We start from the raw sequence: 25,799 nt of genomic DNA on the forward strand, positions 1-25,799 counted from the left end.
GCCTCATGTGTGGTATCATTGTCGGCTGTCTGCATCTTCCTTCCAGACTGTGCCGTTCGACTGAACATTCTCATCGGCCCGCATCAAGATGCCTATTCAACGCGCAAAGCACAGATTTCGCTTGCAGTAGGCAGGCGCACAAGCTCCAGGGTGCTGCCGCGCCACCGCACAAGTCCAAGCCGTTCGAAATCGCGCAGCCAGCCTTCCATCGGCCATCGTTTCCAGTGTGCGTGAAATGTCTTTGCATTGCGAACAATATCGGACACGTGCTGCACGGGCGGTTCATAGCTTTCATGATATTGGTGGCAGGCGATGGCCTGTCCGACGAACAGCAGCCTGAAGCCGGCAGCGACAGCCCTGAAACCAAAGTCGGTGTCCTCCGCGCCATAGCCCGTGAACGCCTCATCGAAGCCGCCCAACGCCGCAAAGCTTGATCGGCGCAGCGCAAAGGCCAGCGACCAGAACAGCCCGGCATTGCTCTCCTCGCGCACGCCGCGGGCAGGAAATGAGCGCACAGGGTGCGCCCGCCCGCGTTCAAGCAGGTCGCACTCCTGCCAGCTTCCGCGCGCATCGTCGGGGCCAAGATAACGAACATCGGCGCACAGCAGGCTATCGTGCTCGCTGAGGGTATCGGCCAGCAGGCCGACGCACGCGCGCAGAGGAATGCAATCGACATCAAGGAAGATCAGCATCTCATGCCGGGCCAGGGATGCGGCCCGGTTGCGGGCGGCCGCCAGGGGGAGCCCTTGGGTCTCGAACCGATCGATGCGAACGGGAAAGCTTGCTGCGCCGACCTCGACCGGCTCGTCACTCATATCCACGATGATCAGTTCATCGGGTTGTCGATCGCTTCTGCGCAGGCCCTCGACAAGCTGCGCCAGATGCGCGCTGCGGTTACGAACGATGGTAAGGACCGATATGCCCATCAGCGACGCGTCCACAGGTCGAGCCGGTAGGTATCTCGGCGCTCGGCCAGTTCCACATCGAATTTCTGGGCCATGTCGAACCACAAGGTCTCGACCGCCGCATCCCCGCTTTGCGGATAATCGGTTTGCGCGGTGTAATGGACCAGGATGACCCTGCCGCCGCGCACAACATGATCGCGCAGCCATTTGCCAGCACGATCCAGATCGGCCAGATCCCAATAATAGGTCACCTCAGACAGCACCACCAGATCGAAGTCCTTGGCTTCGGGGGCCTCCTGCGGGAACGCCATGCGTGCCAGCCTGACGCCGGGCTGATCGCCCAGGCGCGCCCTCGCCTGCGCCAACGCCTTCGCGCTGATGTCCACGGCAAGAAGGCTGTCGCATAGGGGTGCGAGATAGCCCGTCAGAACGCCATGCGCGCAGCCGATCTCGAGGGCGCGCGCATACCGTCGGTCGGCCAGCACATCATGGGTGTGGGCAAATTTGGCGGCTTCATACGCGCTCGACGCCAGATCCCATGGGTCGTCATCCGATCCGAAAATGTCGTCGAAATATTGTGCGTCCAGGCTCGAGCGGGTCATCGGCAATCCCTTCTCAATGTCAGCACGTCTCGCGCGGCCATGCGGCGCTTTTCGCGCGGAAGCCGAAATCCATCGCCCATCACCGGCGAAATCTGGCTTCGATGGGCGAGCAGGGCCTGACGCCGCTGTCCGACGGGCATGGCCGGCGTGGCGATATGTCGCGCCAGGCGCGGCGCCTCACCCCAGACATGATAGGCAAACAGAGCGACCGGGCGCTTCGCCCTGTGCACAGCGGCCTCGGCCAGTCTGAAGGCCGCGACATGGTCGCAATGCGCCTCGCTATGGTCGGAAACGGCGATCGCATCGATCCGGCGCCAGCGCAGCAGCGCCGCGAGCCGACCGGCCTCCCGCATGAACGGATTGCTGTCAATCGGATGGGGATGCGCGTCGCGCCACCCCATCCAGATCGTCGGGACCGCTTGGGCGCCCAGCCTGCCGAGTGCGTGGCGGGCTTCTTTGCGTCTGGTCACAGCGACGCGCGGCGTAGTTTCGAGATGCGAGCCCGTGCCATCGGTCAGAAATGCGATCATACCGAGCCGGTCTTGCGCGGCGCAATGCGCGATCAGCGCGCCCGCCCCCAATGTCTCGTCGTCGGGGTGGGGAGCTAGGACGAGCCAGCGCGCCGATGCCCATCGGCTTTGTACCAGAGGCTCGACCTTCACCATAATCGGTCACTCTCGTCCCAGATGTCGTGATCCAGAAGCATTTGGGCGGCCTCGTCCCGCGCATGATCGGGTCCCGCTTGGCGCAGATAGAGGGAGAGATCGCGAATGATCTTGTCCGCCCGTTCCCCATCGAAGGCACTGCGCGTCCCCAATATCCGGGCTGCGGCCTCCATCACGGCAAAGCCTGCATTTTCGACGACCCCGCGGGTCAGGCGCGCAACGGCGACGGCATCGTCATGACCTGACGCAAAGCGCCGTGCCGCTTCATCGACCCAGAAACCTGCGGTGCGCACCGCAACGACCGCATCGGCAAACCGTGCCCGCTGCTGCGGCTCGTTGCGACCCGCATCGCCCATGGTCGATCGGATTTCCGCGACCAGGGCCTCGATGCCACCCAGTTGCGCCGCGCAGAAGCGCCAGGCTCCGGCCGTAAAACGAGGATCACGGTCATAGTCGCCCGGTTGGCCCAGCAGCATGCGCGGTTCGACGGCTATTGCGTCGAGCAGATAGCGACCGCTCACGCTCGCGCGCATCCCCCGGACCCGCCATCCCGACAGGTCCGTTCGGGCCTGCTCGTTGGCGGGGACGATCACCAGGCGCCGGTCGGTGCCTTCGCCGGCGGCAGTGACCAGCGTATAGTCGAGCCCGCCCGCCCCGCTTGCGAACATCTTCTGGCCGACAAGAGACATGGCCGCTCCGCCGACTATCCGTACGCCGGGGGAAGGCTCGGTGGCCCACACCCCGAACCATGCGCCGCGATCCAGAACCTGGGTCAACCAGTCTTGCTGATCGCGCGTCCCGTACCAGTCGAACAGCGACATCGCATTGACATGCCCTTCGTAGAGCCGTCCGATACTAAGGTCGCCCCGTCCCACCTCGCGCAAGGTCTTCGCCATAGCGCATGCGCGCGCCGCTTCATTTTCAAAGCGAACCCCTCCGCATGCTTCGGGGGCGAACCTGCGATGATGACCGCTCTCCACCAGAACCGCTAGGCTATCACACGGGAAATTGGGGGCCGCGTCGTAGCCCGCGCCCAGCGTTGCAAGGCGATCGACGATGTCCGCCGTCGTCTCCATGACCCGCTCGTGTTGGTCCAGGATCATGCGATACCACCTTTATGTTCCATGGCAGCGACAGAAAGGCTGTTCAACCACTCCGCCACCCGTTGCGGCCCGCTCTCCCCGGTCAGGCAAGTGGGCCACTGCTGATTTTGCGCGATCGCCCGATCGATGAGGTTGGACCACTCCCGCGGATGAGGTGGCTCGCGGCACAGGATCGCACCGCCCACGGCAGCCAGGCTGTTGGCCTTGGACATCTGCTCGTCGAAGGGCCGTGGTTCGGGTAGACAGATGTAAGGCCGGCGCGCCGATAGTACGGCGCTGACGACGCCATCGCCGGCGCCGCCGATGACCACCCCGGCAGTCGCAATCTGCGCGTCCGCGTCATCGACCCACCCCCGCAATTCGAGATTATCGGGCATGTCGCAGGGCATGGTGCAGGGCCCTATGACGCGCCATCGCCATGCGGGCGTGGCTCTGGCTGCGGCGGCCCATCGCTCTCCGTCGGAGATGCCGCCCCGCGGCCCACAACGACCAGCACGGTGCTATCCCCGCCGGGCGCATAGTGTCGATCCGACTGGATGATGCCCGGCGCATGGAAAGTTTTCTCGCGGATCCAGATCGGTATGTCGTCATCGTCCATGGCTTCGTGGAACGGCGCAAGCAGCCCCGTAGCCCCACGAAATGCGTCCAGATGGGCTGGATCCAGCCGTTTCCCGCTCAACCGAACATAAACCGTCGGCACCGAGGCAAGTCGTGCCAGCATCGCCACTTCGGCCGACACATCCACCACCATCAGGCGCGGACGTGCCTCGGCGATCCAGCCTGCCATCCGTCTGATACGCTGACGGATGCCTTCATGATCCAGCGGCGCATAATGCAAGGAGGCCGGACGATCGGCGTGGTCGATACCCGCGAAACTCGCGTCCAGACGATCGTCGGGCAGGTCCAGGAAGGGAAGGTTTCCGGTCCGGCCGGCAAGACCGGTCCCCATCAGCATGACATCGTCGAGCGATTGCCCGATCGCGATCGCGCGCTGGCGATGGCCGTGGCCATGATGATGGATATAATATCCGATCGGGCGGCTCAACCGATGTCTTCCAGGGTGGGCAGCGGCATGTCGCAGGGCATAGGCGCAAGCGCGCGTTCTGCGATCAGGCAATCGGCGGCGCTCATCTCTCCCTTGGCCCATAGCCGCCAGCGGGCGCGCTCCTCCCAGTGCGATAGAGCGGGAACCATGGGATTCTTCTCTTTTGCGACGTAGTCCATCCATTGCTGCATGTCCGCTGCCATGCCGCCACTGGCGCGGCCGGCGGTTCGGGCGGATGCGCGGGTCCATACGGCGTAGGGGTGGATCAGTTTGCCGCCTGCACCACATGCGGCTTCGACCAGGGCGCGATCCTCGCCGGAGGACAGGAGCGGTACGCCGCCGGCTTGGCGATAAAGCTCGACCGATAGGGCAAGGCTTGCCCCTGTATGATCGCCGTGCCGGGGCGGCCTATCCCAGGGGACCGGATCGATGGCGTCCTCGATCGCACGCACCGCCCGCCAATAGGCATCGAACCGGCGGCGTAGCAAGAAAATGCCCGGCGCCGTTTCCGCCTCAAGCTCGTCAAGCTCGATGCGGCCGCCAATGATCCGATCGGCGGAAAAGTGCCTTAAATTGGTCTCCACCCAGTCCAGAGGCGGTCGACAGTCGGCGTCTGTGGAAAGCAGCATGCCTTCGGACGAGATAAGATCAGCGCCCATGTCCATCGCGGCGCGGCGGGCGGATCCGGCATGGGCCCGCGCGGGCTCGAACACGCGCTGGACGATGTGAAGATCGAACGCCGCGTGGGATCGAAGCATGGCGTCTACCGCTGTTGCGTGCGTGGCATCGCTACTATTGTTCACGCAGATAGCGACAGCGAAGGTTTGAACAGTTTGCTGCGCCAAGGCGTCAATCAAGCGGCCGATATGCTCAGCCTCATTTCGGGCCGGTATGCAGACGCAGACAGCGGGGGTCATGCAACGCTGGCAATGAGCGGTGCGGTCTCTGGCTCGGCGGCGAGAGCCGGGAGGGCAACGAGCCTTCGATATACAGCTTCATACTCGTCGACCATGCGCTGCGCGTCGCAATATCGCTCCGCATGTGCCCTGCACGCGCTGCGGCTCAGCCCCGACGCTGCGAGCGCCGCAGAGGCGAGCGACGCGACATCGTCGGGCTTTGCAAGAACGCCGCACTCTTCGGTCAACAGCGCAGGCACGCCGCCGCGCCGGAACGCGGCCACGGGGGTGCCGCATGCCAACGCCTCCGCCACGACCAGGCCATAAGGCTCTTCCCAGCGCGGCGTGCACAGCGCGGCGATCGCCCCGCCCACGAGTTGGGCGAGTTCGCGATGATAAAGATGGCCGACATATTCGACATTCGCTCCCAGTCGAGGCGCGACGGCCTCGTCGAAATAGCTCTGGTTCGAGATGGGGCCAGCGATACGCAACGGCAGTCCGGCAAGGCGGGCCGCATCGATCGCATAGTCCAGCCCCTTTTCCGGGACGATCCGGCCATACCAGACGAGATAAGGTGTCTCGCTCGCGACCGGTTGATAGGGAAAATGCGTCAGGTCGATGCCGTTGGGAATGATATGATCCGTTTTCGCCACGTGGCTCCACATGTGAGCCGTTGCCTTCGACACAGCGACATAGGTCATCGGCCCGCGGTTGAGCCGTACCCCGCTTTCCAGCCAGCAAAAGGGCGGCGTGTGGAGCGTCGTCAGGACGGGACTGGCAAGCGTTTCCGCCATGCTGACGGGAAGATAGTGCAAGGAATTGTTATGGATCACATCGAAGGATCGCGACCGTAGTTCGGTCATCAATCCAAGATAGGCATGATGTTCGCGGAAGAAGGCGACATCATTGGCTTCGGCGATGCCCGTTTCAAGAAGCGAGGTTTCATCGCAGATCGCTTCGACACCCAATGCGGGATCGGAGCGCGTCGATGCAAAGAGAGTAACCTCGTGTCCACGTTCGCGCAGCGACCGTGCGAGCATGTGAGTGTGCATCTCCAGCCCGCCCGCGAAGGGCTCACCGATCGGGAACTTTAAATGAGCTATTATCGCAACGCGCATCAACGACTCCCCGCGACGATCCAGATGGTTCGCCATCGCTGGAAAACTAACGCACATGAGAAGGATTATTTCCCGGCTCCGGGGCATTTTCTGGGTGCGCGATCGGCGTGATTCACAGGACTATAGCCCGCACTATTCATGAGCCCGCATGACTGAACGTATCCGGCCGGATTTTTCGGTGATCGTGTAATCAGGGCGAGCGCCATCGTCGGCATTTTCACCGAGTCAGGATCAATTGGCTTTTCAAGGTTGATGGACGAGGGCTCAGGCTTTGTGCGGCACGGCCGCGCTGACTATGTAGGTGCTGGCCGGAGGCTGATGGCGATGGCCTTGAACACGTTGGCATCGGGGCAGGCTGACGCAAAGGCGACACGGATGCGCGTGGCAGTCTCGATGACGCGGGCGGCGACCTTGAGCAGCCGCAAGCGCAAGGTGGCGAACTCTGCAACGGCGAGAGCCGTTGTCCTGGGGATCGCCTGCTGGATGCGCCACATCAGCCAGTAAGCAGCAGTATGCAGGATCAAGCGCATCTGGTTGGCGTTGGCCGAGCGGCACGAGGTGCGGTCGCTGGCGAGTTGGGTCTTATGCCGTTTGATCAGGTTCTCGGCCTGACCACGAGCGCAGTAGAGTGTGTCATAGATGTATTCGGCCGAGCCGTCCGTCAGGGAGGTCACGACGTAGCGGATGTCCATGCCGAGCTTGCTGGCCTCGATCCGGGCGGCGACGCGGCGCTGGCATTTCCAACTTTTAGCACCGTAGCGGGTCTCGGCATAATTGCGCAGGACGGCCCGATCTTCCTCGGCGCGCTTGACTGCACAGGCATCGGCGGCTGCAACGATGACCGGATCGGCGCGCAGCGCGGCATTGGTCGGCAGGCCGAACACGTAATCGACGCCAGCTTCCTCGCAGAAAGCCATCACCTCTGGTCTGCCATAGTGCCCATCGCCGCGGACGGTGATGCGGGTTGTGGGCCAGTGCTTGCGGATGTGGTGCACCAGGCGCCGGATGTGACCTGCCGCTTCGGCGCCCGATGGCGTCTTGCCGGTGCGCAGCAGCATCGCCACGGGTCGCCCTGTCGCGGTATCGTAGACATGGATCGGAAGGAAGCAGCGCTCGCCGTGGTGGCCGTTCCAGAATGAAAGCTGTTGGTAGCCGTGCACGACATCACACGTATCATCGATATCCAGCGTCACCGCCTTGGGCGCTATCGGATAGCTGGCGCAGTAGACGCCGATCATGGCCTGCATCATGCGCACCAGTTCGCGCGTGGTGGCTGCGTTTTCCCACCGGCTCATCGTCGGCTGACTGGCAAGGCCCGCGCCGGCGCCTGGCAGTTTGCCCAGCGCCAGGCGGAAGCCGGGATCATCGCGCAGAGCATCAAGGTCATCGGCATCCTCGTAGCCGCAGCAGATTGCCAGAACTCGCGCCCGCAGGATGTCGTCCAGCGCATGGATTACCCGAGAGGGATCGCGCAGATCGGCAATACAGCCGGCGAGCTGCGCGCAAATTCCCATCTCGCGTTCGGCCTGCGCCAGCAGTAGAACTCCGCCGTCCGAGGTCAACCGGCCACCGTCGAACGCGGCGCTGACTTTCTTGCGCCCGATGGCTGGAAACGAAAACCGGGGCGCGCTAACCTCGCTGTCGACGGGTGTGGCTTGTGGCATTTTCTGTCCTGAACAGGAACGGTGTAGACAACCAATTTCCTACTTTAGAACAGTGCCTTACGCCACTCCCGTCAACTGCCTCATGCGCCCCGGTGAATAACAGCGGATAGTTACCATTACGCTTTGAGTTGCTCGAAGACACTTCTGTTCTTAACTTTAACTGACCTAATTAACGATACCATTGCGCTTTTATGAGCGAGATCCCTGCATTTGCGATCATGCATACCCATTTATTGAGGTTACCTCTTGCGCACTTTGCTTCGTCATCTGTCCAGGGAGATGAAAGCCGGCCGCTGAAGGCCTGTTTGCGTATCCAGAAACCAGCTTGGGAACAGGTTTTTCCAATTTGTGTTTTACAGATGTATCTTGAGAAGGAGAGTGTGATGAGCATCGAAGGTAAAGCCAAAGAAGCCGCTGGTTTCGTGAAGGAAGAGCTGAACGAACACGGCGACACACCCGAAGCAAAGAAGAAGGCGCAGGAAGGCCGCGATCTGCGTAACGAAGGTCGTGTCGAAGATGGCAAGGCTCCCAAGACGACCGAACCGGGAAACGGCGCCAAGGAATAAGGCTCGTTGCGAGCTTCAGGGCGCCGCGCCGAAAGGTGCGGCGTCCTTTTGTTTAGTCGTCCCGCATCCGGGTGTCAGGACGTCGACCCGTCTCTCATCACGGCCGTTCGTCTCGGGCATTTGCTCAAGTGGCCGCCGGGAAAATCATCGCTGAGCTATATTGGGCAAAGCTCTTGATGGCTCTCGACCCTGGCTTCGAGCACGCGGGCCCAATCCTTCGCGCAACCGGGGGGAGGCATGTGGACAATGTCGAGGTCATCGCGGGCGTAGTAATCCTTCGCCTGGGCCGCCGCGCGCCGTCCTTCCAGATCATTGTCACTGGCAAGGAATAGCCGCTTCACGCGAGGCGGTATGGTCATCTGATGAAGCCTGCGTGCGCCCAAGCTTGCCCAGCAGGGAATGCCGGTCAGCAAAATAAAGGCCCAAGCCGTCTCGAAGCCCTCGGCAATCGCCAGGGTCTCTCCTGGCTGTCCGCCCTGCCATGCGCCCCGCCCCGGCGTGCCCAGCATGACCTTGCGCGTATAGCGGCCTTCAGGGTCCAGGAAGATGCGCTGGATGGCGGTCAGGCTCTGACCTTCCTGGACGGGCACCAGCAAGGCGGGAAGAAACTGCGTTCGCGGCTTGGGAAGATAGGGACAACGTGGATGGAACCGCAGGCCCTGGACGAGCGGCACGAGGTGGCGCCCGCGCAGGTAGGTTTCCCCAAGCGTACCGATGATCTCGGTGCCCTGGTCCCACACGGGCTGTGGATTGCCCCTTCCCCGCCCTTCAGTGCTGCTGGGCGCAGGGAAATGTCGGCCCGGTTGCACGCGCCGAAGCTCACGCAGCACGTCTTCGCGCGCGCAGCCGGCAAAGCAGGTCACGAGGAAACCGCGGTCGCCCTGGCGGATCGAAAGGCTGGGGTCGCTGTCGGCATGGGCGGGGCATCGGCACATGGCGACATTACCGCTCCATGTGCCCCCGAGGGCGCCGACGAGATCGATGAGTTCCTGGGACGGTCTAAGGGCTGTAAGCGGCATGATATCCTCCTTGCTTACCGTCCTGTTCCCCCTTTCCTCCTCCTTGGGGTGGACGTGGGCTGCAGAGCCCGTTCAAATTCAGTGCTCGGTCCGGGGCACCTTGAGCGAAGCGCGCGCAAGGGCTCGGACGACCCTGCGAGCCTTGGCATCGTAGTCGACGACATCCGTATCGGGCAGATGGCCGCGGACGGTCTGGCGCGCGGGTGGAAACCCGGGGTCTGTGCTCGCGAAGACGACACGGTTCCCGCCATTTTCGGCCGGAACGACGATCGTGCGGTTCCCGAAGCTGGCCCCGATGCGGCGCACGAGCGTGGCAAAGGCCATGGCATTGTCGCACAGATTGGCTACCAGCAGCCCGCTCCTGCCGAGGCGCTGTCGGCAGCTGTCGTAGAAGGACTGCTCGCTCAGCGCCGGGGGAAGGCCCCGGCTGTCAAAGCCGTCGAGAATGAGGATGTCGGGCGCGCCAGGGGCGCTAAGGATATAGTCCAGGCCATCGGCGCAGATCACGCGGAACCGGTCGTTGTCAGAAGGAATGTGGAACTGCTCGCGCAGGGCAATGACCGCGGGATCGATCTCGACCACAGTGATGTCGCACTGGGGCAGGCAGCGATAGCAGGCCTTGGCGAGCGATCCGCCACCCAGACCAATCATTTCGATCTTTCGCGGCGCGGGACGGAACAGGCGGAAGCCCATCATCATGCGCGTATAGTCGAACAGGAGATGGTCGGGATCGCTGATCCGCATGCCGCTCTGGACCGTGGTCCAGTCGAAGAGGAGCGACAACATGTCACCGAACCGGAACAGCATCGGCCCCGTCTCGCCAAAAGGCGCGTCAAGCGCGATCGGGACGTTCCCTGCGCCCTGGAAGCGGCCCTCGAGATTGCTGCCTGGCGCAGGCCGATCGAACCGCAGATCGAAGACCATGTCGTGAAACAGCTCGAGATCGATCGACGGCCCTACCCCGCCCCCGTCGGTCATAGGCGCGGCGCCTTCGCCGACGGTGTCAGGTTCACATCGCGGCGATGGAGAGCGATGCCAAGCAGCAAGGCCGAGGCGGCGGCAACCCAGATGGCCTGGTGGCCGATGAGGCCGAACAGCATGGCGCCCAGCACCGCGCCCGCCAGGAGGCCAAGCCATAGCAGGAGATAGGGAACCCATCCGAACCGGTCGCCGCCCATAAGCGCGGACAACAGGCGCTGGCCCAGCTTCACCAGCGTACCGGTCATGTAGGTGAGGCCGATCTGTACCTCGCCATCATGTTCGAACAGGGCATTTTCTGCGCCCATTGCCATGGCGAGCACCGCAGCCGCGGCCCAGGTCGCGTCGGCCGCCGCAAGCAAAGAAGCGGCGGTCAGCATGGCCGCGATGAGGTACATGAGCGCGCCATGGCGGGCGCGCCTGATGGTTCGTCCGCACAGCGAGCCGAGCATGACGCCCACGACAAAGGACGCGATCAGCCCGCCGGCGGTCAAGGCGTCTGCGACATGCTCGCTCAAGCCGACAGCAAGCCGCGTGGAGTTGCCGCTCATGAAGGAGACAAAGAAGCCGCCAAGATAGAGGAAGCCGAGCGCGTCGACAAAGCCAGCGAGCGCGGAAAAGCAGGCGGCGAGACCCCAGACGCTTCGCGCATAGCGGTTCATCGCGGCGGGTCCCTAAGCAGCGCTGGCCGTGCCGCTGCACGACACATCACGATCCCACCGCGCAATCTCATGGCGGTTCGCCAGATGGATTGCGGAAAGCCGAGCCAGGTCCTGCGTTTCGAGCGACCGGTCCGTGAGACCCTGTCGGAGAAAATCGTACAGTCTCTGATTGTGAAGGAGAAGGAATTCCCGAACTGCCCGCGCCGTCATTATGTCTCCCGATTATGTCTCAGCGCAAACCGCTTTGCTGACGGGCCTCTCGATCGATGTTTGATCATTCAGCCCGTTTTCTGACGCCGCGAACCTTAGCACATTCGCTCTCATTTCGTAAGATTGAATTGTGATGCATGAAACATCATTGGGCCAGTCGGGCGCTTGGCATTCACAGCCGCCGCCTGCCCCGACCCGCCCCCTCCCCTACCAGGAAGGCAGCGCCCTCGACCGAGGACGCCGCCCTGGCTACCGGCGCGCTATCGCAGCCGCACCGGCACATAGGCCGGCGCTTCGCCGCGCCCCTTGACCCGTAGCAGGATCGCCGAACGTCCCGCCGTCCTGGCCTGCCGGATCGCGGCTTCCAGATCAGCGGCGCTCGCGACCGGCCGGTTGTTGGCCGACAGGATGATGTCGCCGCGGCTGAGGCCCCTGCGCGCCGCATCGGAATTGCCCTCGACGCTGCTGATGACGAGGCCCTGGGAGACGTCGCTCGCGCCGAGCTGACGGGCGATGCTTGGAGTCAGCGGTTCGACGGCAAGGCCGAGCGTCTTTTCGCTGGGGGATGCGCGATCCTTGTCGAAATCGTCGAAACGACGGTCATCGCGGCCAAAACCCTGCCGGGCGAGCTTGTCCTCGCTCGGGCGAAGCACCGGCGTGGCAATCACGGTCATGCGCTGGTTGCCGCGCATGAGTTCGACTGCGACCTTGCGGCCAGGTTCGACGCTCGCAACGAGGTACGACAGGCTTTGGCTTGGAGTCACCTCCTTGCCGTCGACCCGCAGGATGACGTCGCCGGCGCGAATGCCGGCCTGTGCCGCGGGCCCGCCGGGCTCCACGCTCTGGACGAACTCGCCGCGGTCTCGCGGAACGCCGAGCGATGACGCGAGGTCTTCGGTCATCGGCTGTATGGTCACGCCCAGATAACCGCGCTCGATGGCCTTCCCGGCCTTGAGCTTCTCGACGATCGGCGCGGCGATCTCCGCGGGGATGGCAAAGCCGATCCCGACATTTCCGCCCGTGGGTGAGAAGATCGCATTATTGATGCCGATGACCCGCCCGCTGCTGTCGAACATTGGGCCGCCCGAATTGCCGCGGTTGATCGAGGCGTCGGTCTGCAGATAGCGGTCATAGGCGCGCCCTGTACCGGTATTGCGGTAGACCGCCGAAACGATACCGGCCGTGACCGTGCCGCCCAGGCCGAAAGGATTGCCGATCGCGAGCACCCAGTCGCCGACCCTGACGCGCGTGGAATCGCCGAAGGTCACGAAGGGCAGTTGTTTGCGCGACGTGATCTTGAGGACCGCCAGGTCCGAGGCGGGATCGCTGCCGACGAGGGTCGCCGGATATTCCTCGCCATTGTGCAAGGTGACCATGATCGTCTCCACCTTGCCCTGCCCATCAGCGGTGATGACGTGGTTGTTGGTGACGATATAGCCGTCGGCGGAAAGGATGAAGCCTGAGCCGAGCGACTGTGCCTCGCGGGTGCGCGGTCCCGCGGGACCTCCGAAGAAGCGCTCGAAGGGCGTGCCGGCAAAGGGGCTGGAACTCGGCATCTGCACGCGCTGGCGGGTCGAGATGTTGACGACGGCGGGCGCCAGCCGTTCGGTGAGATCGGCAAAGCTTTGCGGCGCGCCCGGGCGCGGCACGACTGGCGATGCGGCGGGCGGCGATTGCGCCGCAGCGGACGATGGCTGGCCGATGACAAGGCCCAGGGCGGCAGCGGTGGTTAATAGGGAGGCAAAGATCCTGTCAGGATTTCGCACGAAATTCTCCTCTTCCTTCCTTTCTCGAGATGGTAACGGGCGGCGCAGCACTGGCTACGCCGGCTTTGGTCGATGTCGGAAGCCGCAGGGTCCGCAAAGAAATGCGATGTGATGTCCTCACGCCAATGGCCGCGCGCTCACGCACGCGGCCAAAGTGTCACCGGACCCGGGCGGCCCGCATCAGGTCGTGTGGGATGGACCCGCCTGAGCCTGCGCCGGCCCGCTGGTCGTCTGCATCTGCGGCTTGGCCGCGGCGCTGCAGTCGCCGGTGCTGGTCTTCGTCACCTTCGGCTGCGCGTTCGCCGTGCCGTCCGAGGTCCAGGTCACGCTCTGCGCGCATCCATTGGGACCGATGGTGGTCGAGCTATAGCTGTAGTGGACCTGCGCGCCCTTCGGCAGGCCGGAGAAGGACACGAAATGCGGTGCCTCGCTCGCCGTCACGTCAGCGCTTTGGGCATGGAGATCCACGACGCGCCGCATCATGGCGTTCATCTGCGCATCCATCAGCGCCGATATCCGGTCCATCTGCGCGAAAGGCTGGAAGGCCGCATCGACGAAGTCGATCTGGTCTGGCTGGGCTTGGGAAATTTTGACCTGCGGAGGTGTATCGCCGAAATAAGTGATGTGGGCGATCTCACCGCCCGGCAGGTTGACGGTCATTTTGTGCTCGTGGGACGCGGCATAGGCCACACCGCCCACCAGCGAGGCGGCAAGACAGCCGCCGAGCAGAAGTTTGTGCGTGGTTCGCATGGGGATCTCCCTTACAATTCAAGCACAGGTCAAATTGCCATTCGAAGGCTGAACGCGCGATGACTGCGGCTCAGCGAGACTGTCGCGGAACGGCACTCCGCGTGCAAGCGCATTGTCCCGCCGTACCGCCCCTTATCCCTCGATGCGAAGGAAGGAGGCCGCGTTGTCGTGGAGGATCAGACGCTTTTGCCTCTCTGTGAGAAATGGCGCGCGTCTGATCCGCTCGATCGCGATTCCGATAGCGTCGGGCCATACCATGTTGTCGGACCCAAACATGATCCGCCGTTCGAAACCGGCGTCGATCAGCCGACGCAGATAGGGGTAGAATTGCTGGTCGGGATAGGCCCAGTCGAGAACAGCCACATCGACATAGAGCTGCGGATGGGCGAACATCATCGCGATCATCGCGTCTCCGAAAGGCCAGCCGGCGTGGGCAACATAGACCCGCAGCTTGGGATGACGGATGAGCACGGGTTCTAGGCGGAGCGGATCACCGGCCGAGACGAGATAATGCGGCGTGGCGAAGTAAGCTGTGCCAGGGGGCCTGGGCCCCATGTGGATGCCGATCGGGATGTCGTTGGCCTCCGCGAAAGCGAAATAGGGCTCCATGCGTGGGTCGTCGGGGGCGATGCCCGCATATTGCGTGGTAATTTCGCTCAGCGCCTGCATTTTGCCTTCGGCGTGGAGCCGGCGCAGATGTTCAATCGGAGGGAGGGTGCCGCTGCTGCCGAAGCCGATGCCAGGAAGTATGTGGCCATCCCCATGACGGCGATAGTCATCCACCACCTCCGCTGGGCCGCCGGCAAGGGCCAGCACATTGTGCCGTTTCAGCTGGGCGATGCCACGATCGCGCAGAGTATCCGCGTCGGTCGGCGATGACAGCACGGTCGGGCAATCGGGGCGGCCGGTGAACCAGTCGAGATACCCGTCCATCGGTTGCCCGGGATCGCGCGGGGCCCATTCAGGATAGGGAGCGCAGGCCTTGCCCCCGGGAGGTCCCTGATCGTCAGGACGATCGGCGTGGAAATGCATATCGATCACGTCGAACTTCGGCTGAGCGGGAGCTGGTGTTCCGGTAAAGGCGATAGCAACGGTACAGCCAAGCGTCGCTACGTAGTAAAGCGCTCGCCGGCTCGTTGCACATCTCGCCCCATTGCGCATGTTCTTGCCCGTTAAAACAGTATCGGCCGGTCCCGGTGAACACGCCTGATTCGCAATACGATCACCTTGATACGGTCGTTTCGTTAGTCAAGCGGCGTTCAAGATCGACGCGAGGCGGTGATCGATTGCACGGAAGTTTGACTTGGAGGATGTTTTGCTCCGGCGAGGATGATAGGCGGTTGTGGGATGCGATGGGGCAGCCGACCAGGGCATGGTGCGCAACCTCGGCAGTTCTGCGCAAGGGTACTTCTTCCTCAAAAAATCAATCTTTAGAAACGCCCAAGCGGAGCGCGGGAGCTTCTATATTTCAATGATTCTAAGATTCAGGGGCAATTTCGCCCGTGGAACCAATGGGTTAGACCCCATTCATGTGAGCAGCTGGGGGCTTTATCGTGAGGACTCGGGGGCCTTTATGCGAGCGGCCGGGGGCCTTTGCCTGAGTGGCCGGGGGATTATGTGAGGGATCGGGGGAATCGTCCCAGTGGCTTGCAAAACAACACGGGAATGGCTTGAAAGGCCAGCCTTTTTGGTACGACGCCGGCCCTAAACCTCGACCGACCTTCTTATGTGAGCGATCGGGGGCAATCCCCTGCCCTTCCCGTCCGTTTATATGAGCTTTCGGGGGCCTCACTATACCGGTCAAATTCCTTATTTCGAACCGAGTCGCTCTATATGAGCGATCGGGGGGCTGTCAAAAAACCCAGTAAAAGCAAGTAGATGCGGTGGTTTATATGTGAGCGCGCGGGGATGTCGCAATGCGGCCGGAAAAAGCGCTGCACTGGGGAATGTCGGGTCAGGATCTTTATATGAGCGATGGGGGGACATCGCGAGACTCGCGGTGAATCGGCGAGTCGGACAATTTCTTTATATGGGTGGTTGGGGGCCGCCGGTTTGCGCCCCTGTCAGCCTTTATGTGAGCGCTCGGGGGCACGTCTATGTGAGTGAACGGGGGGGATGTTCTCTTTATGACAGAGTGATGATATGCAACTCACATGAAGCCCGATTCGGACATCGTTGAGATCGAGGTTTCCCCGGAAGCGGATGGCCTGAGCCGGACGCTGCGGGTCGCTGATGTGATTCGCCGCCGCGATCTCGATTTTGTAAGCAAACCGGGCGAACTCGTCGAATCCGAGTTTGAAACCGGCTCCTTGAGCGCCGCCGGGCGCAAGGCCTTCGCCCTGATGCTGCGCAAGGCTGGGCCTGACGCTGGCGAGGACAGAAACTTCACGATTACCAAGAAGGAGCTGCGCGGATCGCACAAGGGCAATGAGCGCATCCAGCCCGTGATGGATGAGCTTTTGCGCGTGATCGTGCGCATTCGCACGACGACCAAAAAGGGCAAGCCCGCGATCATGTCGCAGTCCCTGCTCTCGAGCTGCGTGGAGGAAATCTCCGAGGACGGCATGAGCGTCGTGGAGTACGAGTTTTCGGAAGCCTTCAAGCGCGTGATGCAGCGCTCGGACTATTATGCGCGGGTCAACCTGGGCGTCATGCTGGCGCTGCAGTCGCGCTATTCGCTGACGCTCTATGACCTGGGCTGCCTGATCATCAACCGGCAGAACCGTGTCGTGAAGATGGAGGTCGAGGAACTGCGCCGGCGTCTGGGCGTGCCGGAGGGTAGCTTCAAGAATTTCGCGGAATTCCGCCGCGATGTCCTGGCAAAATCGAAGCTGGAGATCGACCAGCTCGCGGATTTCACCGTGGAATGGGACGAGATCCGCGGGTCGGGGCGTGGACGGCCTGTCGAGGCTGTGAAGCTCACCTTCAGTCCCAAGGATCCCGTCGATCAGGAGGAAACCGCCAAGGAGCTTGATCGGCCGAAAGTGGGTCGGCGTGCCAGGCGGGACGGAACGGTCGAAACCGTCGCACCGCCGCGCGTCCCCCTGCCCTCGGCGCGCCCCTTCCCTTCGGGATCGCTGAACTTCTGCCCTGACCAACGCATTATCACGATTTTCCGCGATTTTGGCGGAGGCTGGGACAAGGATATGATTGCCGATGCCTACCGGCAGAAAATGGGCGCGAAGCTGGAGACCCTGACGGGCGCCGCTCTCTACAAATCGTGGGAAGGCTTCTGCAAAAGCTGGGTCGCGATGCGCGGGACGCCCTGAAGTCTCCTCCCCCCGTTCCTCACATAAAGAGCCGGGCCCTACTCCCCGCTACCCCCCTCCCCTTCCGCGAGATCGATCAACGCCATGATGCCGTCGGGCAGGCTGAGGTTGCGATCGTCGCACCAGCGAACGAGCCGGTCGCGCTCAGGCGGCGACAGGCGCATGCTTATATGCAGTGAGCGCGCGGGACCCCGCTGCGGCTTGCGCTTCGGGATGATGCCCACCTCGCTCGCGACTTGCGGGAAATAGCCTGACGGAAGCGTCGCTGGCGCCGGTTCGCGGACGGGCGCCGGTGCGGCGGCCGGAGCGGGCTTCGGCGTCGCAGCGATCAGGTTCTTGAGACGGTCGGCCGGGTCTTCGCTATGCTCGATGCGCTGCCGGGTGGAGCCGATGATGTCCCCCATCGCGCCGGCAGCAGACTTGGGCTCAGGCATTGACGGCCTCCTTGTTCTGAATTTCGCTGAGTATGTCGGCGAGGATGCCTTGCGCGATGCGCCGCGCCTTCTCGGTCTTGGCCAGGCCGGCGGCCTCCACCTCGGCCAGCGTCATGCGATAGTTGGACATGGCGCGGAACGCGTCGAGCGTATGCATCTGCTCGTTGAACGTCGGCAGAGCATTGCTGATCTGGCTGTCGATCTCCCATTCGGCCTTGGAGCGGGCGACCTGCCCTGTCTGCGTGATCAGGACCCTGTAGGGCACGCCGCCACACATCTTGCCAAGCATGTCGCTGGTTTCCACGGTGCGCTCGAGATCGAGGCGCGATGAGCGCGTCGGAATGACGACGAAATCGGAGTCCATCGCCGCGTAGGCTGTCTTGAAGTTGGAAGTGCCCTCGGAATCGACAATGACGAGCTGCGCGGCATCGCGCGCGCGCGCGATAGCGGGTCCAATGTCCGCGTCCCGGAGCTGCGAGGCGTCTTCCACCGTGATGCGCCCCTCCCCTCCCCTGTCGGCATTCATCCGATCCCGATACCAGTTGAGCAAGCTGTTCTGACGGTCGGCGTCGAGCATGAAGACCGAACCGCCGAGCGCCTCGAATTCGGAAGCGAGCGCGAGCGCGAGCGTGGTCTTACCGGCGCCGCCTTTGCTTTGCGCGATCGTGATGACGGGCATGCGAACTCCTGTAATGCGATAGCGCTGCACACTGCGCGGCACAAACATGGCCCGCCCCGCACCGCGCCGCACACAATGACAGCGCCACTGATAGCGTCACCGCCCGCGCCACGCAAGGCGCGTATACGCGCGACAGCGCGTGCAAGTGCGCGGCAGTATGCGGCAGCGCTGGGCGTAGTGCCAGCGCGATGAAACGCGAGTGCGCGGGCGCATTACAGTGCGAACACGCCAGCGAGCGCGCAAGCGCTTCCGCTGGCGACATGTGCCGCGCTGGGGTAAGCGTCATCGCTGCATAAAGTACAGCGGAATGTGGTGCGGACGCGCGTTACAGCGCGCGACACATCGTGCGGCACAAGCTTAAGTGCTGAAATCAAAAGGAATTCTATTGTGTGCAGGGCGACGAGAAGCCGAGGTGATCCGCGCTGAAATGCCTTATCGGGAATTTAGAAGCTGATCGATGGCTGCCATTTCCGCGTCGAATTGATCGAAGACAGCCGCCAGATTTCGAGACGGCGAGGGGAGAGACCTCTCCACGCGGGGGCGCCCAAGAGGCGCTCTGGCAAAGCCAAACTCGACAGCGAGGTCGACGCTCATGAAAATGCGCCATGTCCGCCTTGTCGTGATTTCGGTTAGAAGTCCGGTACCGGCGGCGCGCTCCAGCAACTTGCTTGCGCCGGTCACGGTCAAATCAAGAAGTCGCGCCACAGCCTGTGGCGCCAGGACCGGTTGGTGAAGCGTAAGCGCGAGGAGGGAGGGCAGGGCGCCGGGACGATAAGACTCCGCGATTGCCGTTCGGGCTTTGCGATGGAGGCGCTCCAGATGGTCAAGGCGTTCAAGGCCACGCTCGGCGCGCGCGGCAAGGGCCCGTAGGAGCGCGAGCCAGTCGGCTTCGTTCAGTGTCTTCTTCAAGCGGAAGGCTTTGGCGCCGCCGACGAGGCAGGGGAGGGGGCTGGCCGTCAGATCCTGGTCCCGTAAGGCGAACGGCAGACCGAGCCAGGGGTCGGGCCCGCCTCGTACTCGTGCATAGCGCCGGATCTGTTCGAGCGCGCGGACGAGGGGAGGGTGGTCCGCGGCCTCGACCGGCAATTCGACAGCCTTGGGGAGCGCATCGCGCCAGACAAAGGGGTCTGATGACCCCAGTATGTCCTGCCAGGGGGCGAACGCCTCATATTCGCAGCGGTTCGTGGCGCGCAGCGGGCGGCCGGGGATCGTGACCCGACAGCCCCAGGAAAATAGGTCGATCTCATCGAGCTCGTGACCTTCCAACTGAAGAGCCCGCGCATAACCAGCCCAGGCTGCGCGGGTCTGCCACGCCGAGTGCACTAAACTCCCGGAAATTCGGTTGTTTAGCGTCGCAATCACTGCGGTCGCATGTGCAACTTCAGTAACGACCCTTGGCGTATAGCTTGGTCCGAAGCCAGCGATATCCATGGGACCAAAGTAACAAATACTGAGCTTAAAAGCAATCTCGGTTTACTTTGCTCACACATTTATGGCGGCCCCTTGCCGACGCGAGGGGCGACCCCTCGTTAGAGGCGCCGGTAGGCCCCGCTGTCGCTTGCCGAGACGCAGATTTCATCCGCGTAAATCGGCCGGCGGGGCCGTCCAAGCGCCCGCAAGTCGCCCGCATGCCCATGGGACGCGGGAAAGGGCCGCGGGTCGAATCCCGGGGGACGGGGCTGGCCAAAACCGGTGCTGACGTTTATCAAACGGGGGCAACCCTTCGATTGCTCCCGTTTGATGGAATGTGACAGTGGCTCTGATTGGCTATGCCCGCGTATCGACCGAAGATCAGGACACGGCCGGCCAACGCCTTGCGCTGGAGCAGCAGGGCTGCGCCCTCATCTTTGAGGACAGGGCCAGCGGGGGAAGCCGGGACCGCCCGAACCTCAGCAGGGCATTGGCGAGGGTAGGGGAGGGCGACACCCTCATTGTTGTGCGGATCGATCGATTGGCGCGCTCGCTCGTCCATCTGCTGGAGATCGTCGAGCAACTGCGGGCGAAGGGGGCCTACTTTCGCTCGATCAACGACCCGATCGACACTTCGAGCGCGCAAGGCATGCTGATGACCCAGATGCTGGGCGCCTTTGCCGAATTTGAACGCGCCCTTATCCGAGAACGCACGCGGGCAGGGCTTGCCGCGGCGATGGCGAGGGGCGCCAAGCCCGGCAATCCCAAGATGCGCGCGCGCGATCCGGCGGCAATCGCGGATATAGGCTACGCGCATAAAGAGCGTTATCTGCACGCCTTGGTCGACGATCGCCACCGCTGGCTGCCGACCGTAGAGCGCCTGCGACCCCATCTTCCCTGGTCGGTAGTCTTGCGCCAGATCCGCGCGATAAAGCCCCCCGTTCGCTCATTTAGTGAGCGAACGCTGGTGAAGGCCTGCAGGGCCCTGGTTAAAGCTGGTTATGCCGACGCCGTTATCCTCCAGGCTGCGCCGCGCCTGCCACCGGATACCCGCGTCGCGCGCCTGGTGGCGGACAGGTTGAAGACATATCCGGAAGCGTCTCTGCGCGACCTTGCGGGCTGGCTCAGCAGAGACTTGCGCGAACCTACGCCACGCGGCGGCATACACTGGTCGGCCGAGGGCGTGCGGCGTGTTCTGGAACGGGCGAGGGGGCTCGGGCTTCTCCTAGATCGCGAGGCGTCTTCGGACCCCTGTCTGATCGCCTAACCAGAGCTCGATAATGTGCCGCGTCTTGTGGGGCGCGGCACAAGGCGCGGCACTTAGAAGCTGAAGTGGTGCGCCGTGCGCTCTGCGGCGACCGGATTGTTCAGTCGGAGTGGAGTTTCAAGCCCGTGAGGCCAAAAAGGAAGCTCGGGCCTGGCTGTTGCCTGACAGCTTTGGGCGGACCCTATCAAGCAGCCGAGCGGCCTTCAGGCCGCTGCTGGCTTGTGCCGACGAGCAGCTAGGCCAGCAGTCCAACCGGCCCACACTGTGAGCCCACTGACGATCGTCGCGACAGCCAGCACCGGCAGCGAAGGCAGTTTTCCAAGCCCGACAAATACCGTCGGTCAAACGCTGCTCTCCCCCAGGGTCTCGACCAGGACGGCCTGGGCGACCATCGCCATGCCGACGATGAAGAACGGCCGCCCGTAACGTGTTGCCGTCGCGTAGAGGCACGCCGCGGCAACAAGCCCCCCAAGCTCTGCGGCACGCACAGTCCACGCGAAGTGAGCGGGGTCGAACGACGTGAAAGGTGGGGCCAGATGCCCGAGCAGCCGTTCGATAATGGGCTCGACGAGGGGCAGGGCTGTCGCGAGAATATAGCGGGCGTGCAGCTGCACTTTGCGCCTTTCTTTCAGCGCGACATAGAAGAGGACCATCAGAAGGATGGGTGTCGCGGCATCCAATATACCCAGGCGTCCGCCGTTGATCTGGTAGAAGGCCCAGTCGGCCCCAAGCTGCGATTTTGGCCAAGTCGGAGAACGTTTTGGGAACGTGGCATTCGGTATTGACGATGGAAATCATAGAAGAGGACAGTTCGCTCCATCATAGGGAGTGGGTTGATGGATCGGAGTATTCCGGGCGGGGATTTGATCGGACGATGGAGCCTGAGCTTTGCCGATATTGATTTTGTAAATTCGAAGCCGGCCCTGACGCGCCTTGGCCTCGCCGCGCAGCTGAAATTCTTCGCTTCCCTGGGGTTTTTCGCGATCGATCCCGGCTCAATCCCTACCGATGGCCTCTCGTATCTGGCCGAGCAACTCGGTGTCGAGGCTGGCGAGATAGCCGGTTATGACTTTTCCAGTCGGACAGCACGACGGCATTGTGCGGAGATCCTGATCCATCTTGGATATCACCGCATGAAGCGGGTGGATCGCGCGCAATTGACGGAATGGATTGCTGGCGAGCTGTGCCCGGGCGGCCAGTCGATCAATGCCATGCTTGAGCATGTTTTCCTGTGGTGCCGGGACCGGCGTATTTATGGGCCGTCGCGCAAGGAGCTTGAACGTGTCGTTCGCTCACAACGGCAAGATTATCTGGACACCTGGCTGATCGGAACCAGTGATCGGCTTTCGTCAGATGCGGTGGCGTTATTGGAAGCCTCGCTTGCCGATCCGGACAGCTCGACCGGATTCAACAGGATGAAGGGTGACGCCGGACAGGCAACGCTCGACAACATTCTCGACGTGACCGAGAAACTCGCCTTTATCCAGAGACTTGATCTTCCCCATGATCTCCTGACGGCTACGGGCAAGCCATGGGTCGATCAGATTGTTCGCCGCGTTGCCGGTGAAAAGGCCTCGGAGATGCGCCGGCATGCGCCGGCGCGACAGCTCGGCCTTTATGCGATTTATCTAATGTCGCGGGAGGCGCAACTCACTGACGCGATGATCGACCTGCTGATCGAAACCGTTCACAAGATCGGAACGCGCTCGAAACGCAAGGTGGTGGGCGATATCGCGAAAGACATCGAGCGGGTCTATGGAAAGGAGCGCCTGCTGGTCGAGATCGCCAGCGCCTCGATCAATGAACCATCGGGGCGCATCTGCGATGTCATTTTCCCGATCGCCGGTAAGGCCAAGCTGGCGGCGATCGTCAAGGAGAGCCATGCGAAGGGCGCTCTGGACCGGCGCATCTACAAGGTGATGCGTGGTTCCTGGGCCAATCATTACCGGCGCATGCTGCCAAGCCTGCTTTCCGTACTTGAGTTCCGGTCGAACAACGCGGTGTGGCGGCCGGTCCTGGCGGCCCTCGACTGGATCAGGAGCAAGGTGGATGGCGGATGCCGCTTCGTGCCATTGCAGGATGTTCCGATCGATGAGGTGATTCCAGCGCGATGGCGCAGTTCCGTCATTGATGACGATGGGCGGGTAAACCGGATCAGCTATGAGCTTTGCGTCCTGACGCAACTGCGCGACCGCATCCGCTCCAAAGAAATCTGGGTGGTCGGGGCGGATCGCTATCGCAATCCCGATGACGATCTTCCCAAGGACTTCGAGATCAGGCGAGATGCGTACTATTCCGGCCTCAGCCTGACGCCAGATGCGCAGGCGTTTTGCGCCTCGATCCGGGAGGAGCTTGAACGGGAACTGTTGCTCCTCAATGCCAATATTCCACAAAACGACAAGGTCCGGCTCCTGTGGCGCGGCGACAACCGGATATCGATTACACCGTTCAAGCCCTTGCCCGAACCGAAGGGTCTCGCTTCGATCAAAAGCGAGATCGGTCAGCGCTGGCCGATGACCGGACTGCTGGACGTGTTGAAAGAGGCTGCTCTGGACACGGGATTGATGGATGCTTTCGAAACGTCGGCCTCGCGGGTTACCCTGTCGAAAGCAGCCTTGGCTCAGCGTCTTTTGCTGTGTCTCTATGGCTTGGGCACGAACGCCGGGCTCAAGCGGGTCGCTGGCGCAACACCCGATGTCAGTTACGAGGAATTGCTGCATGTCCATCGCCGTTTCATCCACGCGCCAGCGCTGAGGGAGGCGTGCGCGCGGGTAGCAAACGCGACACTGGCAATCCGCAATGCCGCAGTATGGGGAGATGCGGGCACGGCATGCGCGTCCGATTCAACGAAGTTCGGCGCGTGGGACCGCAACCTGATGACGGAATGGCACGCCCGCTATGGCGGCCGTGGCGTCATGATCTACTGGCATGTGGAGAAGCGCGCGACCTGCGTTTATTCCCAGCTCAAGCGGTGCTCTTCCTCGGAGGTCGCCTCCATGATCGAAGGCGTGCTACGCCATTGCACCGACATGGAAATCCAGCGCCAGTACGTCGATAGCCACGGCCAGAGCGCAGTCGGCTTTGCGTTCTGCCGACTCCTTGGATTTGAGCTTGCCCCGCGGCTGAAAGCAGTGGCACGCCAGAAACTGGCCCTTCCCCAAGCCGGCATGCGCACGCGGCTTTCCAATTTACTGCCGATCCTCTCCAGCCCGATCGACTGGGACGAGATCGAGCAACAATATGACGAAATGGTCAAATATGCCGCTGCCATGCAATCGCGCACCGCCGATCCGGAAGCGATCCTGCTCCGGTTTGCCAGAGCCGAAGTGATGCACCCGACCTACAAGGCGCTGAGTGAACTCGGCCGCGCGGTCAAAACAATCTTCCTATGCCGGTATTTGCGTCAGGAGGCATTCCGCCGCGAGATCCACGAAGGGCTGAATGTGGTTGAGAACTGGAACGGCGCTAATGGTTTCGTGTTCTTCGGCAAGGGCGGCGAGATCGCCACCAACCGCATCCATGAGCAGGAAATCTCCGTTCTGGCGCTACACCTCCTGCAAGCGTCGCTGGTGTATGTGAACACCCGCATGCTTCAGACCGTACTGGTTGAGCCGAAGTGGGCGGGGCGGATGACGCCGGAAGATTATCGTGGTCTCACGCCGTTGATCTACAGTCATGTGAACCCTTATGGCCGCTTCGACCTCGACCTGAACGACCGGATTGATTTTGGACGGCTTGCAGCGTGAGGCGGCTGATCGGCCTATAACATTTGGGTACACCCCAGAGTGATAGGGCCGAGTGACACCATTCGTCTGTCACAAAAGGGTGGGTTTGCGCTCAATGTGACGATACACTGCAAGAGCCACCCTAATGTGACGGATTTTGCACTTGGCTCGTATCGGATATGCCCGCGTCAGCACCACGGACCAGGATCTGGATATCCAGATTGGCCGCCTCAAGAATGCAGGTTGCGAAATTATCCGTTCCGAGACCGGATCGGGGGCCTCGCGGAGCGGGCGCACGGAACTGGAAACGATCATGCAGTTTATGCACACCGGCGACGAGCTGGTCGTGCTGCGGCTCGACCGGCTCGGCCGCTCCACGCGCGATGTCCTGAACCTGGTGCATGAGCTTGATGAAAAGGGAGCTTCGCTGCGCATCCTTGAGCCAGAGGTGACGACGGCGGGCGACATGGGGCGAATGGTCATCACCATACTCGGCATGGTCGCCGATATGGAGCTGAAGTTCATCAAGGATCGTCAGCGCGCCGGGATCGAAGCGGCGCGCGCCGAAGGCGTTTACAAAGGCCGGAAGAAGAACGTCGATGACGATGAAATCCGCCGTCGCCTTGCCGCCGGCGCCAGCAAGGCCCGCGTTGCCCGCGACCTGAAGGTCTCACGAATGACCGTCTATCGGGCGCTCGACATTATTCCGTCACAGACCAAACTGCCGGAAAAGCCGCCCACTGCCAGCATCGCCCTGCATCTGATTATCGAGAACTTCAACAAGCGTGGAAGAGGTAGAAAACCCGCTCGGGAGCGGATTGAGGCGATGCTGGAACGCGACTACGCCATGGTAAAAAACGGCAATTGTGATTACAAACTGACCGTCGCCTATGACCCCGATCCGGATGGCATTTCCCTTGATGAGGAAATCCAAAGCCTCCTCTCCGAGATGTTCAACATCGCAGAGAGCTACAATTGCTCCATGGAAGCCGATATCTACGAGGTCGGTGGTCAGCAACGGTCCTGGTAGAATCAATCAAGCGTTCAGTGTTCGTTCTTCAACCTG

General features: G+C 62.4%; 25 protein-coding genes. 6 read left to right on the plus strand and 19 right to left on the minus strand.

Translation table 11 applies throughout. The features are described from left to right. Positions 1 to 92: 92 nt before the first annotated feature. From CJD35_RS19250 to CJD35_RS19280, 8 genes are read right to left on the minus strand one after another with little or no spacing between them, the layout of a single operon-like run. Positions 93 to 1,010 carry a glycosyltransferase family 2 protein gene (locus CJD35_RS19250; protein ID WP_338057787.1) on the minus strand — a complete coding sequence of 306 codons (918 nt, stop codon included), beginning with the start codon at positions 1,008 to 1,010 and terminating at the stop codon, positions 93 to 95. Beyond that, positions 926 to 1,507 (minus strand): class I SAM-dependent DNA methyltransferase, encoded by a 582-nt coding sequence (locus CJD35_RS19255; protein WP_095687469.1) that lies wholly within the window; start codon positions 1,505 to 1,507, stop codon positions 926 to 928. The genes CJD35_RS19250 and CJD35_RS19255 overlap by 85 nt, the downstream gene beginning before the upstream one ends. Beyond that, on the minus strand, positions 1,504 to 2,172 hold the full coding sequence (locus CJD35_RS19260) for a PIG-L deacetylase family protein (RefSeq protein ID WP_095687470.1): 669 nt from the start codon (positions 2,170 to 2,172) through the stop codon (positions 1,504 to 1,506). Before CJD35_RS19260 ends, CJD35_RS19255 begins: the two co-directional genes overlap by 4 nt. Further along, the gene (locus CJD35_RS19265; protein WP_036529389.1) at positions 2,166 to 3,275 is read right to left on the minus strand and encodes an acyl-CoA dehydrogenase family protein; all 1,110 of its coding nucleotides are present in this window, start codon (positions 3,273 to 3,275) and stop codon (positions 2,166 to 2,168) included. The genes CJD35_RS19260 and CJD35_RS19265 overlap by 7 nt, the downstream gene beginning before the upstream one ends. Next, positions 3,272 to 3,652: a glycosyltransferase family protein gene (locus CJD35_RS23205; protein ID WP_244917327.1), complete on the minus strand. Its 381-nt coding sequence runs from the start codon at positions 3,650 to 3,652 to the stop codon at positions 3,272 to 3,274. Before CJD35_RS23205 ends, CJD35_RS19265 begins: the two co-directional genes overlap by 4 nt. Before the next feature lie 23 nt (positions 3,653 to 3,675). Beyond that, positions 3,676 to 4,320, minus strand: a complete 645-nt coding sequence (locus tag CJD35_RS23210; protein WP_244917328.1) for a hypothetical protein — start codon at positions 4,318 to 4,320, stop codon at positions 3,676 to 3,678. Continuing rightward, positions 4,317 to 5,237 (minus strand): glycosyltransferase family 2 protein, encoded by a 921-nt coding sequence (locus CJD35_RS19275; protein WP_036529386.1) that lies wholly within the window; start codon positions 5,235 to 5,237, stop codon positions 4,317 to 4,319. Before CJD35_RS19275 ends, CJD35_RS23210 begins: the two co-directional genes overlap by 4 nt. Further along, a complete protein-coding gene (locus CJD35_RS19280; protein WP_244917350.1) occupies positions 5,234 to 6,334 on the minus strand; it encodes a glycosyltransferase family 4 protein in 1,101 nt (366 codons plus the stop codon). Before CJD35_RS19280 ends, CJD35_RS19275 begins: the two co-directional genes overlap by 4 nt. Here CJD35_RS19280 and CJD35_RS23470 point away from each other — a divergent pair. Continuing rightward, the gene (locus CJD35_RS23470) at positions 6,311 to 6,445 is read left to right on the plus strand and encodes a hypothetical protein (RefSeq protein ID WP_276327796.1); all 135 of its coding nucleotides are present in this window, start codon (positions 6,311 to 6,313) and stop codon (positions 6,443 to 6,445) included. The two genes, CJD35_RS19280 and CJD35_RS23470, sit on opposite strands and share 24 nt — an antisense overlap. A gap of 182 nt (positions 6,446 to 6,627) precedes the next feature. Here CJD35_RS23470 and CJD35_RS19285 read toward each other — a convergent pair whose 3' ends face one another. Continuing rightward, positions 6,628 to 7,998, minus strand: a complete 1,371-nt coding sequence (locus CJD35_RS19285) for an IS1380 family transposase (protein ID WP_088184704.1) — start codon at positions 7,996 to 7,998, stop codon at positions 6,628 to 6,630. 383 nt (positions 7,999 to 8,381) lie between these two features. On the opposite strand from CJD35_RS19285, the gene CJD35_RS19290 reads away from it, so the two are divergent. After that, positions 8,382 to 8,564, plus strand: a complete 183-nt coding sequence (locus CJD35_RS19290) for a hypothetical protein (RefSeq protein WP_095687509.1) — start codon at positions 8,382 to 8,384, stop codon at positions 8,562 to 8,564. A 155-nt stretch (positions 8,565 to 8,719) separates the two neighbouring features. Here the strand turns inward: CJD35_RS19290 and CJD35_RS19295 are convergent, their stop codons facing one another. The 6 genes from CJD35_RS19295 to CJD35_RS19325 all read right to left on the minus strand — a co-directional run bounded on the left by CJD35_RS19295 (position 8,720) and on the right by CJD35_RS19325 (position 15,110). Next, on the minus strand, positions 8,720 to 9,583 hold the full coding sequence (locus CJD35_RS19295) for a DUF7146 domain-containing protein (protein ID WP_095687471.1): 864 nt from the start codon (positions 9,581 to 9,583) through the stop codon (positions 8,720 to 8,722). Positions 9,584 to 9,661: 78 nt separating this feature from the next. After that, on the minus strand, positions 9,662 to 10,561 hold the full coding sequence (locus CJD35_RS19300; protein WP_095687472.1) for a fused MFS/spermidine synthase: 900 nt from the start codon (positions 10,559 to 10,561) through the stop codon (positions 9,662 to 9,664). Further along, positions 10,558 to 11,223, minus strand: coding sequence for a YoaK family protein (locus CJD35_RS19305; protein WP_095687473.1), 666 nt, complete (start codon positions 11,221 to 11,223; stop codon positions 10,558 to 10,560). Before CJD35_RS19305 ends, CJD35_RS19300 begins: the two co-directional genes overlap by 4 nt. A 470-nt stretch (positions 11,224 to 11,693) precedes the next feature. Further along, entirely contained in the window at positions 11,694 to 13,199 is a 1,506-nt protein-coding gene (locus tag CJD35_RS19315) for a Do family serine endopeptidase (protein WP_174703675.1), read from the minus strand. A gap of 180 nt (positions 13,200 to 13,379) precedes the next feature. Beyond that, positions 13,380 to 13,949 (minus strand): hypothetical protein, encoded by a 570-nt coding sequence (locus CJD35_RS19320; protein ID WP_095687475.1) that lies wholly within the window; start codon positions 13,947 to 13,949, stop codon positions 13,380 to 13,382. Positions 13,950 to 14,081: 132 nt separating this feature from the next. Beyond that, positions 14,082 to 15,110 (minus strand): amidohydrolase family protein, encoded by a 1,029-nt coding sequence (locus CJD35_RS19325; RefSeq protein ID WP_095687476.1) that lies wholly within the window; start codon positions 15,108 to 15,110, stop codon positions 14,082 to 14,084. Between the two features lie 992 nt (positions 15,111 to 16,102). Here CJD35_RS19325 and CJD35_RS19335 point away from each other — a divergent pair. Then, positions 16,103 to 17,218: a replication initiation protein gene (locus tag CJD35_RS19335; protein ID WP_036529376.1), complete on the plus strand. Its 1,116-nt coding sequence runs from the start codon at positions 16,103 to 16,105 to the stop codon at positions 17,216 to 17,218. Positions 17,219 to 17,256: 38 nt separating this feature from the next. Here CJD35_RS19335 and CJD35_RS19340 read toward each other — a convergent pair whose 3' ends face one another. From CJD35_RS19340 to CJD35_RS19350, 3 genes are all read right to left on the minus strand, one after another. Then, entirely contained in the window at positions 17,257 to 17,652 is a 396-nt protein-coding gene (locus CJD35_RS19340) for a hypothetical protein (RefSeq protein WP_095687478.1), read from the minus strand. Continuing rightward, a complete protein-coding gene (locus CJD35_RS19345; RefSeq protein ID WP_008829214.1) occupies positions 17,645 to 18,331 on the minus strand; it encodes a ParA family protein in 687 nt (228 codons plus the stop codon). Before CJD35_RS19345 ends, CJD35_RS19340 begins: the two co-directional genes overlap by 8 nt. 432 nt (positions 18,332 to 18,763) lie before the next feature. Then, entirely contained in the window at positions 18,764 to 19,762 is a 999-nt protein-coding gene (locus CJD35_RS19350; protein WP_167383174.1) for a hypothetical protein, read from the minus strand. Between the two features lie 322 nt (positions 19,763 to 20,084). Between CJD35_RS19350 and CJD35_RS19355 the strand changes: the two genes are divergently transcribed. After that, entirely contained in the window at positions 20,085 to 21,008 is a 924-nt protein-coding gene (locus CJD35_RS19355; protein ID WP_095687479.1) for a recombinase family protein, read from the plus strand. A 341-nt stretch (positions 21,009 to 21,349) separates the two neighbouring features. Here the strand turns inward: CJD35_RS19355 and CJD35_RS19360 are convergent, their stop codons facing one another. Further along, positions 21,350 to 21,661, minus strand: a complete 312-nt coding sequence (locus CJD35_RS19360; RefSeq protein WP_095687480.1) for a hypothetical protein — start codon at positions 21,659 to 21,661, stop codon at positions 21,350 to 21,352. A 183-nt stretch (positions 21,662 to 21,844) separates the two neighbouring features. Between CJD35_RS19360 and CJD35_RS19365 the strand changes: the two genes are divergently transcribed. Both CJD35_RS19365 and CJD35_RS19370 read left to right on the plus strand, forming a co-directional pair. Next, a complete protein-coding gene (locus tag CJD35_RS19365) occupies positions 21,845 to 24,754 on the plus strand; it encodes a Tn3 family transposase (RefSeq protein WP_048938210.1) in 2,910 nt (969 codons plus the stop codon). A 142-nt stretch (positions 24,755 to 24,896) separates the two neighbouring features. Continuing rightward, positions 24,897 to 25,763 (plus strand): recombinase family protein, encoded by an 867-nt coding sequence (locus tag CJD35_RS19370; RefSeq protein WP_006953933.1) that lies wholly within the window; start codon positions 24,897 to 24,899, stop codon positions 25,761 to 25,763. The last annotated feature ends 36 nt before the right edge of the window (positions 25,764 to 25,799 follow it).

It is taken from the genome of Sphingobium xenophagum (assembly GCF_002288285.1).
Classification (GTDB): domain Bacteria; phylum Pseudomonadota; class Alphaproteobacteria; order Sphingomonadales; family Sphingomonadaceae; genus Sphingobium; species Sphingobium xenophagum.

Excerpts from the sequence above, each read along its gene's own strand:
- CJD35_RS19265 (WP_036529389.1), bottom strand. The coding sequence starts at position 3,275 with ATGATCCTGGACCAACACGAGCGGGTCATGGAGACGACGGCGGACATC.
- CJD35_RS19255 (WP_095687469.1), bottom strand. The coding sequence starts at position 1,507 with ATGACCCGCTCGAGCCTGGACGCACAATATTTCGACGACATTTTCGGA.
- CJD35_RS19350 (WP_167383174.1), bottom strand. The coding sequence starts at position 19,762 with ATGGATATCGCTGGCTTCGGACCAAGCTATACGCCAAGGGTCGTTACT.
- CJD35_RS19365 (WP_048938210.1), top strand. The coding sequence starts at position 21,845 with ATGGATCGGAGTATTCCGGGCGGGGATTTGATCGGACGATGGAGCCTG.
- CJD35_RS19280 (WP_244917350.1), bottom strand. The coding sequence starts at position 6,334 with ATGCGCGTTGCGATAATAGCTCATTTAAAGTTCCCGATCGGTGAGCCC.
- CJD35_RS19320 (WP_095687475.1), bottom strand. The coding sequence starts at position 13,949 with ATGCGAACCACGCACAAACTTCTGCTCGGCGGCTGTCTTGCCGCCTCG.
- CJD35_RS19275 (WP_036529386.1), bottom strand. The coding sequence starts at position 5,237 with ATGACCCCCGCTGTCTGCGTCTGCATACCGGCCCGAAATGAGGCTGAG.
- CJD35_RS23205 (WP_244917327.1), bottom strand. The coding sequence starts at position 3,652 with ATGCCCGATAATCTCGAATTGCGGGGGTGGGTCGATGACGCGGACGCG.
- CJD35_RS19300 (WP_095687472.1), bottom strand. The coding sequence starts at position 10,561 with ATGACCGACGGGGGCGGGGTAGGGCCGTCGATCGATCTCGAGCTGTTT.
- CJD35_RS19340 (WP_095687478.1), bottom strand. The coding sequence starts at position 17,652 with ATGCCTGAGCCCAAGTCTGCTGCCGGCGCGATGGGGGACATCATCGGC.
- CJD35_RS19335 (WP_036529376.1), top strand. The coding sequence starts at position 16,103 with ATGAAGCCCGATTCGGACATCGTTGAGATCGAGGTTTCCCCGGAAGCG.
- CJD35_RS19345 (WP_008829214.1), bottom strand. The coding sequence starts at position 18,331 with ATGCCCGTCATCACGATCGCGCAAAGCAAAGGCGGCGCCGGTAAGACC.
- CJD35_RS19290 (WP_095687509.1), top strand. The coding sequence starts at position 8,382 with ATGAGCATCGAAGGTAAAGCCAAAGAAGCCGCTGGTTTCGTGAAGGAA.
- CJD35_RS19305 (WP_095687473.1), bottom strand. The coding sequence starts at position 11,223 with ATGAACCGCTATGCGCGAAGCGTCTGGGGTCTCGCCGCCTGCTTTTCC.
- CJD35_RS19285 (WP_088184704.1), bottom strand. The coding sequence starts at position 7,998 with ATGCCACAAGCCACACCCGTCGACAGCGAGGTTAGCGCGCCCCGGTTT.
- CJD35_RS23470 (WP_276327796.1), top strand. The coding sequence starts at position 6,311 with ATGAGCTATTATCGCAACGCGCATCAACGACTCCCCGCGACGATCCAG.
- CJD35_RS19325 (WP_095687476.1), bottom strand. The coding sequence starts at position 15,110 with ATGCGCAATGGGGCGAGATGTGCAACGAGCCGGCGAGCGCTTTACTAC.
- CJD35_RS19360 (WP_095687480.1), bottom strand. The coding sequence starts at position 21,661 with ATGGTCCTCTTCTATGTCGCGCTGAAAGAAAGGCGCAAAGTGCAGCTG.
- CJD35_RS19295 (WP_095687471.1), bottom strand. The coding sequence starts at position 9,583 with ATGCCGCTTACAGCCCTTAGACCGTCCCAGGAACTCATCGATCTCGTC.
- CJD35_RS19260 (WP_095687470.1), bottom strand. The coding sequence starts at position 2,172 with ATGGTGAAGGTCGAGCCTCTGGTACAAAGCCGATGGGCATCGGCGCGC.